Source organism: Ulvibacter sp. MAR_2010_11 (genome assembly GCF_002813135.1).
Classification (GTDB): domain Bacteria; phylum Bacteroidota; class Bacteroidia; order Flavobacteriales; family Flavobacteriaceae; genus Altibacter.
In genome coordinates this window covers 265542-279240 of sequence record NZ_PHTY01000001.1, presented here as the reverse complement: position 1 = coordinate 279240, position 13699 = coordinate 265542, and the positions used below count along the sequence as shown (strand labels likewise).

At 38.5% G+C, this 13699-nt stretch carries 11 protein-coding genes; 8 read left to right on the top strand and 3 right to left on the bottom strand.

Annotated elements, in window-relative coordinates; translation table 11 throughout:
* Positions 1-254: 254 nt before the first annotated feature.
* The 3 genes from ATE92_RS01355 to ATE92_RS01345 all read right to left on the bottom strand — a co-directional run bounded on the left by ATE92_RS01355 (position 255) and on the right by ATE92_RS01345 (position 3802).
* Positions 255-941, bottom strand: a complete 687-nt coding sequence (locus ATE92_RS01355) for an ABC transporter ATP-binding protein (protein WP_100801996.1) — start codon at positions 939-941, stop codon at positions 255-257.
* 73 nt (positions 942-1014) lie between these two features.
* Positions 1015-1785 (bottom strand): O-methyltransferase, encoded by a 771-nt coding sequence (locus ATE92_RS01350; RefSeq protein ID WP_100801995.1) that lies wholly within the window; start codon positions 1783-1785, stop codon positions 1015-1017.
* Between the two features lie 145 nt (positions 1786-1930).
* On the bottom strand, positions 1931-3802 hold the full coding sequence (locus tag ATE92_RS01345; RefSeq protein ID WP_100801994.1) for an ABC-F family ATP-binding cassette domain-containing protein: 1872 nt from the start codon (positions 3800-3802) through the stop codon (positions 1931-1933).
* 105 nt (positions 3803-3907) lie between these two features.
* Here ATE92_RS01345 and ATE92_RS01340 point away from each other — a divergent pair, with 105 nt between their 5' ends.
* The 8 genes from ATE92_RS01340 to ATE92_RS01305 all read left to right on the top strand — a co-directional run bounded on the left by ATE92_RS01340 (position 3908) and on the right by ATE92_RS01305 (position 13693).
* Positions 3908-4702 (top strand): polysaccharide biosynthesis/export family protein, encoded by a 795-nt coding sequence (locus ATE92_RS01340; protein WP_100801993.1) that lies wholly within the window; start codon positions 3908-3910, stop codon positions 4700-4702.
* Positions 4702-7167 (top strand): tyrosine-protein kinase, encoded by a 2466-nt coding sequence (locus tag ATE92_RS01335; protein ID WP_100801992.1) that lies wholly within the window; start codon positions 4702-4704, stop codon positions 7165-7167. Before ATE92_RS01340 ends, ATE92_RS01335 begins: the two co-directional genes overlap by 1 nt.
* A 37-nt stretch (positions 7168-7204) precedes the next feature.
* Positions 7205-7804 (top strand): sugar transferase, encoded by a 600-nt coding sequence (locus ATE92_RS01330; protein WP_100801991.1) that lies wholly within the window; start codon positions 7205-7207, stop codon positions 7802-7804.
* Positions 7805-7910: 106 nt separating this feature from the next.
* A complete protein-coding gene (locus ATE92_RS01325; protein ID WP_100801990.1) occupies positions 7911-9197 on the top strand; it encodes a nucleotide sugar dehydrogenase in 1287 nt (428 codons plus the stop codon).
* A gap of 150 nt (positions 9198-9347) precedes the next feature.
* Entirely contained in the window at positions 9348-10328 is a 981-nt protein-coding gene (locus tag ATE92_RS01320) for an SDR family oxidoreductase (RefSeq protein ID WP_100801989.1), read from the top strand.
* Positions 10329-10737: 409 nt separating this feature from the next.
* Positions 10738-11583 (top strand): ABC transporter permease, encoded by an 846-nt coding sequence (locus tag ATE92_RS01315; protein ID WP_100801988.1) that lies wholly within the window; start codon positions 10738-10740, stop codon positions 11581-11583.
* A gap of 50 nt (positions 11584-11633) precedes the next feature.
* Entirely contained in the window at positions 11634-12365 is a 732-nt protein-coding gene (locus ATE92_RS01310; protein ID WP_100801987.1) for a sulfotransferase domain-containing protein, read from the top strand.
* A gap of 128 nt (positions 12366-12493) precedes the next feature.
* Complete coding sequence (locus ATE92_RS01305; RefSeq protein ID WP_100801986.1) at positions 12494-13693, top strand: ABC transporter ATP-binding protein; 1200 nt, start codon at positions 12494-12496, stop codon at positions 13691-13693.
* The last annotated feature ends 6 nt before the right edge of the window (positions 13694-13699 follow it).

Genomic DNA, 13699 nt, shown 5'->3' with positions numbered 1-13699 from the left:
CAGCGAGTAATATTATTCCGCCGACAATTAGTACAACTGGATTGGATAGACTAATTTCCATAGTCCGAAGATACTTGATACGCATCAAATCCCAAAAAACAATCAAAGAAAATAATACTTAAAAGTTTAGTCTTTTTTTAACCACAAAGCTCGCAACGATAAATGCATAAAGTAGGAAGATTAATAAGTTCTATAGCAATGACCCTTAATATATTTCCTTCACTTCTTACACATCACCGCTCACCGCTCACTGCTCACTTCTTTCTGGTATCAGTTTCAACCATGCCATCTCTCAATCTAATCACACGGTGAGCGTGTTGCGCAACTTCTTCTTCGTGGGTTACAATAATAACAGTGTTTCCGGCCCTGTGAATTTCATCAAACAAATTCATAATTTCCAAAGAGGTGATCGAGTCGAGGTTTCCTGTAGGTTCATCGGCAAGAATAATGGAAGGCTTGTTTACCAAAGCTCTCCCAACAGCCACACGTTGGCGTTGTCCACCCGATAACTGATTGGGTTTGTGGTCCATACGGTCAGCCAGTCCTACGTCTTTTAAAACCTCTTCGGCGCGTTGCGTACGAACGCTTTTAGATGCACCCGCATAGACCATTGGTAAGGCAACATTCTCCAAAGCGGTAGTTCTGGGAAGCAAATTAAAGGTTTGAAATACAAAACCAATCTCTTTGTTCCTTATTTCTGCAAGCTGATCGTCACTCATGTCGCTCACATCATGACCACTCAATTCGTAGGTGCCGGAAGTTGGAGTGTCCAGGCAGCCCAATAAATTCATAAGTGTAGATTTTCCCGATCCCGAAGGTCCCATTAAGGCAACGTATTCTCCTTTTTCAATATCCAGATCAATTCCTTTTAAAACTTTAACAACTTCTTGCCCTAGTGGAAAGTCTCTGGTGATATTTCTAATTTTAATGACTAAACTCATAGTGGGATGGGGTCGGTTTTAAATCTTTTGCAAGATACTATTTTTACCATAAGACGCAGCGGGTGTGCTGTTGTTACAAACGAATTGTAAAATGTTCTTTTCTTTGTTCCTTTCTGAAGAATACAATGCCCCAATAAAAAGTATCAATACTCACGGTCACTTTGGGATGTTGTATAATTTCCTGCCAGGCTTCGGTCATAGCGGCGCTCCAATAAATATCATCAAAAACCAAAACCGAATTGTTCGCGACAAATTTCAGTAAGTTTTCAAAATACTCAAGTGTTTTTGCCTTGTCGTGATTTCCGTCTATAAAAATAAGATCATACTTTTCTGAATGGATTTCAGTAAAAAAAGTATCGAAAGTAACAGTGTGCATTTCAATGTTATTCATTGAAAAGTCGTCAAAAAAGCGTTTTACCGTTTTGCCGGTATTGGGGCAACCTTCTACGGTTTGCACCTTGACTGAAGGATTTCCCAAAGCCATTGCCGCCGTGGCTAACCCTAGTGATGTTCCTAACTCCAAACATTTTTCAGCTTTAAAATAACGAACCAGCCTAAACAGCAGTTGCTGTCTTTTTACTGAAATTCCCGCATGTTTGGCAATATGTGACACCTTTCTTGTATTCGATTTAAAAACGCGGGAACCTGCTCCAAAGTCGGTTACTTCAATGGTTTCAGAGGATTTGAGCAGTTGTTTTCTGAAGTTTTTCAAGATTTTATATTCCGGGTAAACAGTGGAATCGTAAAAGCATTTGGTGACCAGGTTGTAGACAAAAGGTGAGTGGACCCCGTGTTGATTGGTGGATCTTGCCAAAAATTTGATATACGATTTTAGTTGATGCATCTTAATTTATTTCCCCATCCTTAAAAAGGAGGGACAGGGTGGTCCTTTACCCCTCAGTCCTTCGGACAAGTCCCCTTGAAAAGGAGAGCAGAAGGTTTTTTATCATTACTAACAGCTCACTGTTCACCGTTCACTCTTCACGATTCTACTCCTCCAACTTCGCCGATAGTTCAAACCATCGCTCAGTTTTTGTTTCTACGGCATCGATAATGTCTTGCAAATTTCTGGATTGCTTGTCAATTTCATCACCGCTCCATTTTTCGGTGGCAAATTTGTTTTGAAGCAGTTCTCTTTCAGTTTCCAGCTTGGCAATTTCCTTTTCAAGCTTCTGAAATTCCTTTTGTTCGCTATAACTTAATTTCGCCTTATTGGAATCTTCTTTCCAGTTGCTTTTCTGCTTTGTTTCTGAACCGGATTCTGCTCTTTTTTCGGCAACAGCACTGTCTTCGTACACTCTGAAATCGGAGTAATTCCCCGGAAAATCCTGTACTTCTCCTTCTCCCCGAAACACAAACAAATGATCCACGATCTTATCCATAAAATAGCGGTCGTGAGAAACCACTATTAAACAACCGGGAAAGTCCAGTAAAAAACTTTCGAGCACATTTAAAGTGACAATATCGAGGTCGTTGGTTGGCTCATCGAGAATAAGAAAGTTGGGGTTTTTAATTAGCACGGTGCATAAATACAAGCGTTTGCGTTCCCCACCACTTAGTTTTTCTACAAAATCGTATTGTTTTTTACGGTCAAAAAGAAAGCGTTCCAGCAGCTGCTGTGCCGAAATTTGTCGGCCTTTTTTCAACGGAATATAATCCCCGAATTCCCGGACCACATCTATTACTTTTTGTCCTTCCTTGATCGAAATTCCTTTTTGGGTGTAATAGCCAAATTTCACGGTATCTCCAATCACCACTTTCCCCGAATCGGGTTTGATAGCGCCGGTGATTATATTTAAAAAAGTAGATTTTCCCGTGCCGTTTTTGCCTATAATTCCTATCCTTTCCCCTCGAAGAAAGTGGTAATCGAATTTTTGAAAGAGTTCTTTCCCGTCATAAGCCTTAGATACGTTATGGAGTTCGACTACCTTGGTGCCCAAACGTTCCATGTTCAATTCCAATTGCACTTCATGGTCGTTGCGACGCTGATGTGCGCGCGATTTTATTTCGTGAAAATCGTCTATTCTTGACTTACTTTTGGTAGTTCTTGCCTTGGGTTGGCGGCGCATCCAGTCTAATTCCTTTTTATAGAGTTGTTTTGCCTTTTCGGTTTCGGTAAGCTGATTTTCAATTCGGGCGTCACGCTTTTCCAGATAGTAGCTGTAATTTCCCTTATAGCTGTATAAATTTCCTTCGTCCAGTTCGACTATTTCATTACAAACCCGCTCCAAAAAATAACGATCGTGCGTTACCATAAAAAGGGTCATGTTTTCTTTTGCGAAAAGATTTTCGAGCCATTCGATCATTTCCAGGTCCAGATGGTTGGTAGGCTCATCCATAATAAGCAAATCGGGTTGATTGAGTAATGCATTCGCAAGGGCGAGTCTCTTTTTTTGTCCGCCGCTCATGTTGGCAACCTTTTGAGAAAGATCGTCCAGCTTCAACTTAAAGAGGATTTGCTTGTAGCGCGTTTCGAAATCCCAGGCATGATGGGCATCCATTTTTTCGAAGGCAGCCTGAAAAGCTTCAGCGTTTTCGGGATTTTGCACTGCTTTTTCGTAATTGGCAATAATTTTCAGGATGGGATTGTCCGAATCGAAAATCGCTTCTTCGACTGTAAGTGATGCGTTTAACTTGGGGTCCTGGGATAAAAATGAAACCTTCAGATTTTTACGATAGACCACTTCGCCTTCATCCGGGGCGTCTTCCCCGGAGAGGATATTTAAAAGAGATGTTTTTCCTGTACCGTTTTTAGCGATAAACCCGATTTTTTGCCCGGCATTTATTCCGAAGGAAATCCCGGTAAACAAGACCCTTTCGCCATACGATTTCGAAACATTTTCAACAGACAGATAGTTCACTATTCAATTTTTTGCAAAATAAGTAGTTTTTACCCACTTAAAGTGAAATATGTTTTATTATTAATTTGGTTGCGTTATATTTGTTCACATACAACCCTGCCTTCTATGAGATCTACCTTACTGTTTCTATTTCTACTTATTGCAGTTTGTTTTTCTTCCTGTGTTTCCACCAAACAATTAACCTACCTACAAGAAGATGCTTCACAGACGGATAGTTTGGTTTCAATTCGAAAAAAACAAGAACCGTATCGATTGCAGGTAAACGACCTATTAAGCATTCGGGTAAAAGCTTTGGACCAGGAAACAGTAGGGATATTTAATCCGATAAATGATGCAAACCCAAATGCCACAGGAGAAGAAAGATTGTATTATGATGGCTTTGTAGTAGACCCACATGGAAATATTAGAGTGCCGAGTTTAGGGGAAATTCCCGTTTTGGGATTGACAGTTGAAGAAGTTCGAAAAGATATTGAAGAACGGTTATTGCGTGATTATTTTAAGGCAGAAGCCAATATATTTATTACCGTGAAACTTGCTGGTATTCGATATACAATAAATGGTGAAATCGGCGGGCCGGGGTCTCGTATTATTTACAGAGACCAGGTGAGTATCATGGAAGCTATTGCCAATAGTGGCGATATTACTATTACAGGGGATCGAAAAAATGTTGTTATAATACGGCAATATCCAGCAGGACAGAAGGTACATCATATAGACTTAACTACCATTAATGCTACAAACTCACCTTACTATTATATACAACCTAATGATTTAATCTTAATAAATCCGTTACCGCAAAAAGCACTGGGGACAGGAACAACCGGGCTGCAATCGTTTACCACGATCTTAACAGTTATTACTGCATTAACAACCACTATTTTACTTTTTATACGATTATAATGAGTCAGGAATTTGATATAAATGAAGTACACTCCACCTTTGACTTTAAAGGGTTTCTTATAAAGGTATTAAGTTATTGGCCCTTATTTCTTGTGTCTTTGCTAATTGCTTTTGGGATTGCATATTATATCAACGTACGAAAATTGCCCATCTATCAGATGGAAAATATGATTTCCATTAAGGACGATCAGAATCCCTTTTTTACTACCAATACAAGTCTTACCTTTAATTGGGGAGGAACTACAGATAAGGTAAATACTGCAGTAATCACATTAAAATCGAGAACCCATAACGAAAAAGTTGTGGAGCGCCTGCAGTATTATCTCAACTATTTTAAGGATGGTAAGTACCAGCAGGAAGATGCTTATATGCAAACTCCGTTTATTGTAGAAGTAGATACAACACTGCCACAGATTATCAACAAACAACTAATAGTAGTTTTTAAAGATTCGGTAACATTTACACTGAGTCGGCAATTTGAAGCAGGACAAAAAGCCCTTCAAAATTATAGCACCAAAGAAATGAGTTATTTATTTCTTGAAGCGCAAAATTTTAAGAAAGAGTATAAAATAGGTGAACGAATTACGCTCCCCTTTTTCAATGCCACGTTTGTCCCCAATCCGGAAGTTCCCGTTAGAATTAACAAACCTTATTATTTGAGTTTTTCCAATTATAACGGGGTCGTAAAAAGGTATCTTTCCATAAGTGTTCAGCCTGAATCGGATGGGTCATCGGTACTGCGACTTCGATTAACCGGAGTTAACAAAAGGAGGTTGGTCGATTACTTGAATACTTCAGTTGGTGTACTTAGCGAGGACATGTTGGAACGAAAGAATCTGTTCGCCACTAAAACCATAGCTTTTATTGATAGTAGCTTAACTGAGAAATCGGCAGAATTATCCAGTGTTGAAGACGAATTAAACCGTTTTCGGGATAAGAATGCAATATTCGATTTAAACAGCGAAGGACAGGAAATTAATACAAGACTGAATGGGCTCGATTTGCAAAAGGAAGCCATAGAACGTGAAATTAATTATTATAATATTCTCGAAGATTATTTGATAAGCAGATCAGATTATCGTGAGGTGCCTGCACCCTCGGTCGCTGGAATATCGGAAGGAAGTATTGTATCCGGCGTAGGCCGTATCATTACCTTAGCAGAGCAACGAAATAAACTGCAATATTCCTATAAAGAAGGCGCTCCTGTTTTTGCAGATATTGACCGTCAAATTGATGCTGTCAAAGTTGTACTTTTAGAAAACATCAGTTCGTCCAAGGGATTAAAAAAACAGGAACAGACGAGAATAAATAGGGACATAGCCCAGTATGAATATGAAATTAAAAAATTACCCAAAGAACAACAGGAGTTACTTAAAATTGAGCGTCGCTATAATTTAAGTCAGGGAACATATAATTTGTTTTTGGCCAAAAGAAGCGAAGCAGGGTTGGTAAAAGCGGCAAATGTTAGTGATGTACTCGTAATCGATTCGGCCAAAGATACGGGCGACGCCAAAGTTGGACCCAATACCCAGCTGAATTATCTATTGGCCGCATTTTTCGGATTTTTAATTCCGTTTGTTTTGACCTTCCTGCGCGTTTTCTTTGATACCAAAATCCACACCATCAAGGATATTGAACGCCTTTCAAAGATTCCAATTTTGGGTGTTATTGGTAAAATCAAATTGGAAAATAATCTGGCGGTACTGGACAAGCCTAAGTCGGCAATAGCAGAATCTTTCAGGGCACTGCGTTCCAGCCTGCAGTTTATTTACAGAAAACAAGGAATTCAAGGCGCCAAAACAGTGCTTATAACCTCTTCGGTAAGTGGGGAAGGAAAAACATTTTGTTCTATTAACATCGCTTCGGTATTTGCCTTAAGTGAGAAGCGCACTGTATTAGTGGGGCTGGATCTTCGGAAACCAAAAATATTCGGTGATTTTAATATAGACAATAGTAAAGGTGTTGTGAATTATCTTATCAACGATATGACGCTGGAGAATATCACGCAAAAATCGCACGTCGAGCATTTAGATATTATCACTTCGGGTCCCATTCCGCCTAACCCTTCAGAGTTATTGATGAGTGAGCGAATGGAAGAGTTAATAGAAAACTTAAAAAAGGAATACGATTATATCATTCTGGATTCTCCGCCTCTCGGTTTGGTTTCAGATTCATTGGCATTGTCCAAATTTGCAGATGCCACTATTTATATGGTGCGCCAAAACTATACGAAAAGAGGCATGTTCGCGCTTATTAATGAAAAGTATAGAACCGGGGAAGTTAAAAACATAAGCTTTGTCCTTAACTTTTTTGAAGATAAGGCAAAATACGGCTATGGTTACGGATACGGTTATGGATATGGCTACGGGTACGGCTATGGAGCCTATGGAAATGGATATCATGAAGATGAAAGAAAATTAACGTTCATTCAGAAGGTGAAGAAATTTTTCAGTAAAAATAAATAGGCCTTTTTTTTCTAACCTGAAGAATAATTACAATGGTATGCTTACAAGACGACAGCTTGTACTGAAGCGCATTTTCGACTTATCTTTTTCGATACTTATACTTCCTTTTGCAATTATTCCATTAATTTTGCTGACTGTATTGGCAACGCTAAGTACCGGTAGTAATGGTTTCTTTGTACAACAACGTATTGGGCAACACGGGAAACCCTTCGCCTTGTATAAAATCCGTTCTTTAAAGGGTTCTCATCATGTGGATGTTTTGGAAATAAAGCAAAGTGAAACAAAATTCGGCAGCTGGCTACGACGCACAAAATTGGACGAATTGCCTCAAGTGTTTAATGTACTGCTGGGTGATATGAGTTGGGTGGGACCTCGACCCGATATATCCGGATATGCAGATAAGCTTGAAGGTGATGATAAAATTATTTTGTCAATTAAACCCGGAATTACCGGACCTGCAACATTAACATACAGGAATGAAGATAATTTGTTAGTGCAACAATCCAATCCAAAGGAATACAACGATATCGTAATCTGGCCGGATAAAGTCGCTATTAACAAGGCGTATATTCAGAATTGGAGTTTGGTGGGAGATGTGAAGTATATTATTCGCTCTGTTTTTGGGAGTTCGTGGTGAGTAGTTAATGGTGAAGGGTGAGAGGTGAAGAGTGAACAATGACGAGTGATTTGTGATAAATTTTAATTTTGCTTACAGCTTAAAACTTTAAAAAATTTAATTAAAAATGACAAAAGACCCCATTATTGCCATCATCGGACTTGGATACGTTGGACTTCCATTGGCGGTGGCATTCGCTTCAAAATATAAAGTTATTGGCTTCGATATCAATGAAAAAAGGGTTTCCGAACTTAACAACGGAAAAGATCATACCCTGGAAATAGAAAGTGATGATCTGAAAAAATCTTTGATAGTTACCGAAACTTCCGGTCTTGTTATTTCCGATAAAATTTCAGATCTGGCCGAAGCACATGTTTTTATTGTAACAGTTCCTACACCAACCGATAAATACAATCAGCCGGTTCTAACACCTTTAGTGAAAGCGAGTGAAACTGTTGGGAGTATTTTAAAGCAAGGAGACGTCGTTATTTACGAATCTACTGTCTATCCCGGCGTGACCGAAGATATTTGTGTTCCTATTTTGGAAGCGAAGTCTGGCCTTACATTCAATTCCCATTTTTACGCAGGTTATTCCCCCGAAAGAATCAATCCGGGTGATAAGGAACATACCGTGACTAAGATTTTAAAAGTGACATCGGGGTCTACTCCCGAAGCAGCTACTTATATCGACAAGTTGTACGCTTCCGTAATTACTGCCGGAACTCATTTGGCACCTTCCATAAAAGTTGCTGAAGCTGCCAAAGTAATTGAAAACTCCCAGCGTGATATCAACATTGCCTTTGTAAACGAACTTTCCAAAATTTTCAGATTACTCGATATAGATACCCAGGCCGTATTAGAAGCAGCCGGAACAAAATGGAACTTTTTAAAATTTTCACCGGGTCTGGTGGGCGGACATTGTATTGGAGTCGACCCCTATTACCTGGCTCAAAAAGCAACGGAGGAAGGATATAATCCCGAAATTATACTGGCCGGACGGCGTATGAACGACGGTATGGGGAGTTATGTGGCGCATGAAGTGGTAAAGCTGATGATTCAAAAAGACATTAGAGTGAAAAACGGCAATGTGCTAGTGTTGGGAATTACATTTAAAGAAAATTGTCCGGACATTCGAAACAGTAAGGTAATCGATGTGATTTCAGAATTGAAAAAATACAACCTGAATGTCGATGTGTACGATCCCTGGGCAAATAAAGATGAGGTACAACACGAGTTCGGAATTTCTTTGTGTTCAGAAAAAAATAATCTGAAACCCAAGTACGATGCAGTTATCCTGACCGTTGCGCATGAGGCATTCAGAGATTTTAAAATAAATTCTTATACTGCCGATACTTCAGTAGTGTTCGATGTAAAATCGTTTCTTCCGAAGGATCAGATTGATGGAAGGTTGTAAGGTGAGTTGTGAGAAGTGAGACGTGAGATGTGAGATGTGAGTAGTGAGTAGTGAGTCGTGAAGAGTGAGTAGTGAGAGGTGAGAGGTGAGCGGGGAGAAGTGGAATTTGGAATTTGGAATTTGAAATTTGAAAATAGAGAATTAATCAACATGAATTCGAACAGATATCATCAACAAGATTTATCACAATACAGTTTCCTGGTAACCGGAGGCGCCGGGTTTATTGGCTCCAATCTGGTGGCTTATTTGCTGAAATACGGCGCGAAGAAAGTGAGGGTGCTGGACAATCTGGCATCAGGTTCCTTGCAAAATATAGCCGAGTTTAAAAATAATCCGGCCTTCGAATTTATGGAAGGGGATATTCGAAAATTGGAAGACTGTATGGCAGCAGTTGATGGGATGGACTTTGTTTCCCACCAGGCGGCCTTGGGATCGGTACCCAGGTCCATCAACGACCCTATTACTTCGAACGATGTGAACGTAAACGGATTTCTAAACATGCTTCAGGCGCAGAATCAGTCTCAATCTGTAAAGCGAATGGTATACGCTGCTTCCAGCTCTACCTATGGCGATAGTAAAAGTTTGCCTAAAATTGAAGATACCATTGGAAAACCGCTTTCACCCTATGCGGTGACAAAACTGGTGAACGAACTCTATGCCGATGTGTTCCATAAAACCTATGGCACAGAAACCATTGGCCTGCGTTATTTTAATGTCTTTGGGCCAAAACAAAGCCCTACCGGGGCCTATGCGGCGGTGATTCCGTTGTTTATGCAGGCGTTAAAGGATGATAAAGCGCCTACCATTAACGGAGACGGCGAACAAACACGTGACTTTACCTTTGTGGAGAATGCGGTACAGGCAAATGTATGTGCCTTTTTTGCTTCAGAAAATGCTGTAAATGAAGTATTTAATGTGGCCTATGGAGACCGGATAAGTTTAAATGAATTGTGGAAGGAACTCAAAAATATTTCAGGAAAGGAACTAAAAGCCAATTACGGACCCCCACGAAAAGGCGATGTCCGGGATTCGTTGGCCAATATTGATAAGGCCCGAAAGCTGTTAGGTTATAATCCTGGCTTTTCAGTAGCTAAAGGGTTAAAAATTACATGGGAGGAGTTTGGGAGATAGTTTTGGCTAATGTCAGTTCGAGTATTTTTTGTGAAGCGTTATAAAGCAAAAAATGTATCCTTTGTCAGTTCGAGTGTTTTTTGTGGAGCGTAGTGAAGCAAAAAATGTATCCTTTGTCAGTTCGAGTGTTTTTTGTGGAGCGTAGTGAAACAAAAAATGTATCGAGAACAAATTTGTATCGAGATACATGCTTTTGTGCTTACAAGGTTCTCGACCTGCCCGTCCGCAGGCGGGTACAATCCCGAAGTCTTAGATCACTCTACCTGACAGTCATTCTAAATTATACAATTTATAATGCATTTATTATTGTTTAAATCTCGTTAATTAATACAAATTACTTTGTATGATGCATCAAACCATAATTAGTATCTTAGCCAAAACTTGAAATTCCCAACTCTTACGCATTCTTATGGACCTGGAAACCAAAATTTACCAAAAAGAGAACAACCTACATATTTGGAAACTTGCCAAAGAAAGTATTTCCGATATTTATAGTTCACGGTTTCTAGCTAAACAACTCGCCATACGAGATATTAAATCACAATACCGGCAATCATACTTTGGATTATTTTGGGCGGTAGTGACTCCTATAGCCACAGCATTGATTTGGATATTTCTTAATAGTTCTGGCACATTACGCATTTCTGATACGGGAATTCCATATCCTGTTTATGCTTTGTCAGGAACACTTCTTTGGTCCATTATCACTGAATCTATCAATTCACCGATGAGCAATACCAATTCAGCGCGCTCAATCCTTTCCAAAATTAATTTCCCAAAGGAGGCATTAATCACCTCGGGCGTTTATAAGCTGCTTTTTAATAGCAGTATAAAAATTGTGCTTCTTATTGTCTTTGTGTTTGTATTTGGCATAGGTTTTCACTGGACGCTTTTTCTTTTCCCTTTTATTATAATTGCCGCGATACTTTTCGGTACTACCATAGGATTATTTTTAACACCACTGGGAATGTTGTATACCGATGTAAAACGGATGATTGCCTTTGTTTTAAGTTTTCTAATGTATGCCACACCTGTAGTATATTCAATTCCAAAAGAAGGGGTAATAAAAATTCTAATGGACATCAACCCCTTAACACCAATCATTCTTACTGCTCGTGACTCGATTGTAGGTGGAGATTTTGCCTTTTTAAACTACTTTCTATTAATTATAGGAATTTTTATACCGTTGTTTTTTGTGGCCTTACTGTTCTATAGAATCTCTATTCCTATTTTGGTAGAACGTATGAATGCATAACCCTAAATAAGGGGTAGTGAATAGACGTAAAATATATTAAAATAAAATATATGATTGTAATATCTGCTGGGATGCAAAAATCAGGAAGTGCATATATATATAACTTGATTAATGACGCCATTATATCGACCGGGTATCCGGATGCAAGAAAAGTAAAAGATAAGTATAGACTAAATAAAATAATGAAATGGCACAATAATAATATTGGTCCTTTGGAGAAAAAGATTCTTATAAAATTAGTGCTTATTAGTTTAAAAGAAGGAAAGTTTGTTGTTAAAACTCATTCAGGTCCCTCAAAATTTCATAACATATTACTCAGTCTAGGGATTGTTAAGACAGTATATATTTATAGGGATCCAAGGGATGCATTATTGTCAGCCCAAGAACATGGAAAAAAAATAATTGAAAATGGAGACAATCATACTTTTGCTCAAATGGTAGGTTTTAATGACGCTTTTGATAATGTGAAGAGTTGGACAAATATATTTAAATCCTATAAAAAGAACGATGGTGCATTACTTGTTAGATATGAAGATTTAATGGATCATCCCCTCGTAGAAATGCAAAAAATTTGTCGATATCTAAATTTAAATGTGACTGAAGAAATTATAGAAAAGATATTAGTTAAATACGATAGAAAAAACCCCGATGCAAATATGACCGGATTGCACTTTAATAAAGGAGTAACATATAGATATCGTAATGAATTAACTGAAAAACAAATTGATAGATTTAGTAAAGAAATGGGAATCGTTTTAGAAGAAATGGGTTATGAAAAATAACTTAAGCCTTACATGGAAACCTAGATGAACAATTAAAAATTCTATAATTTAAAAATTGAATGGTAAGAAAGTAAAACCTAAATAATAACAAATTGAGCCAATAGCTTTTTATTAACCACAAATTGCCAATGACAAACGAAGTTCTGATAAAAGTAGAAAACCTTTCCAAAAAATTCTGTAAAGACCTTAAAACCAGCTTATGGTATGGGGTGAAAGATTTAGCTTCCGGAATGAGTAGCAACCGCAGTGAGCGGGAACTACGTCCTAAGGAGTTTTGGGCGGTGAAGGATATTAGTTTTGAGCTTCGACGGGGGGAATGTCTGGGATTGATAGGCCATAATGGTGCGGGAAAATCTACTTTGTTGAAAATACTGAATGGTCTCATAAATCCCGATGCGGGAAAAGTGACAATTAAGGGGCGTGTTGGAGCGTTAATTGAGCTGGGTGCCGGATTTAATCCTATTCTTAGTGGCAGGGAAAACATTTATAATAACGGCGCTATCCTCGGGTTCACACGCAAGGAAATTAATGAAAAGGTTGAAGAGATTATCGATTTTGCAGAAATACGAGAATTTATAGATATGCCTGTCCAAAATTACAGCAGTGGGATGAAGGTGCGATTGGGTTTTGCAGTGGCAGCACAAATGGAACCGGATGTGTTGATAATTGATGAGGTATTGGCAGTGGGGGATCTAGGCTTTAGAATTAAATGTTTAAACAGAATAGGTGAACTACTAAATAATTGTGCCGTAATATTTGTTTCTCACTCAATGACACAAGTTTCTCGGGTTTGCACCAATGCCTTGTTGCTTCAAAAAGGAAAAATACTGGTAAGTAACACACCTGTTTCAGAAACGATAGCCAGATACTATCAGCTATTTGATGTGGAGGCTGAACGTATTCTTGGAAAAGAAAACATTACCCTTAATGATGTCACGGCGTACATAAACGATGAAAAGTATTCATTAGAATCGCTATTAAATCAAGGAGATAAATTGAAATTAGTTTTTGATTGTTCTTGGTTGGTTAATGTTTCAAAGATAAAATGTAAAATATTTTTTATAAATGCCGACACAAGAAATGTATTGGATATCGCCTCTGAAATGGATCAAGATGACTTGGTTGTTAATAATGATAGAAGCATTTTAACTGTAGAGACGATGCCTTTATTCTTAAACGGAGGTACTTACACAATTACATTGGTAGTTCAAAATGCGGAAACCGATGAACGCCTTTACAGACATGACAACATAATAACCATAACCATTCTTTCTGAATATTATAGCTGGAGTGATGTCGTCGGAAAAGGGGATTGGAGTATTAATTAATTTTAC

Excerpts from the sequence above, each read along its gene's own strand:
- ATE92_RS01355 (WP_100801996.1), bottom strand. The coding sequence starts at position 941 with ATGAGTTTAGTCATTAAAATTAGAAATATCACCAGAGACTTTCCACTA.
- ATE92_RS01350 (WP_100801995.1), bottom strand. The coding sequence starts at position 1,785 with ATGCATCAACTAAAATCGTATATCAAATTTTTGGCAAGATCCACCAAT.
- ATE92_RS01340 (WP_100801993.1), top strand. The coding sequence starts at position 3,908 with ATGAGATCTACCTTACTGTTTCTATTTCTACTTATTGCAGTTTGTTTT.
- ATE92_RS01335 (WP_100801992.1), top strand. The coding sequence starts at position 4,702 with ATGAGTCAGGAATTTGATATAAATGAAGTACACTCCACCTTTGACTTT.
- ATE92_RS01330 (WP_100801991.1), top strand. The coding sequence starts at position 7,205 with ATGCTTACAAGACGACAGCTTGTACTGAAGCGCATTTTCGACTTATCT.
- ATE92_RS01325 (WP_100801990.1), top strand. The coding sequence starts at position 7,911 with ATGACAAAAGACCCCATTATTGCCATCATCGGACTTGGATACGTTGGA.
- ATE92_RS01320 (WP_100801989.1), top strand. The coding sequence starts at position 9,348 with ATGAATTCGAACAGATATCATCAACAAGATTTATCACAATACAGTTTC.
- ATE92_RS01315 (WP_100801988.1), top strand. The coding sequence starts at position 10,738 with ATGGACCTGGAAACCAAAATTTACCAAAAAGAGAACAACCTACATATT.
- ATE92_RS01310 (WP_100801987.1), top strand. The coding sequence starts at position 11,634 with ATGATTGTAATATCTGCTGGGATGCAAAAATCAGGAAGTGCATATATA.
- ATE92_RS01305 (WP_100801986.1), top strand. The coding sequence starts at position 12,494 with ATGACAAACGAAGTTCTGATAAAAGTAGAAAACCTTTCCAAAAAATTC.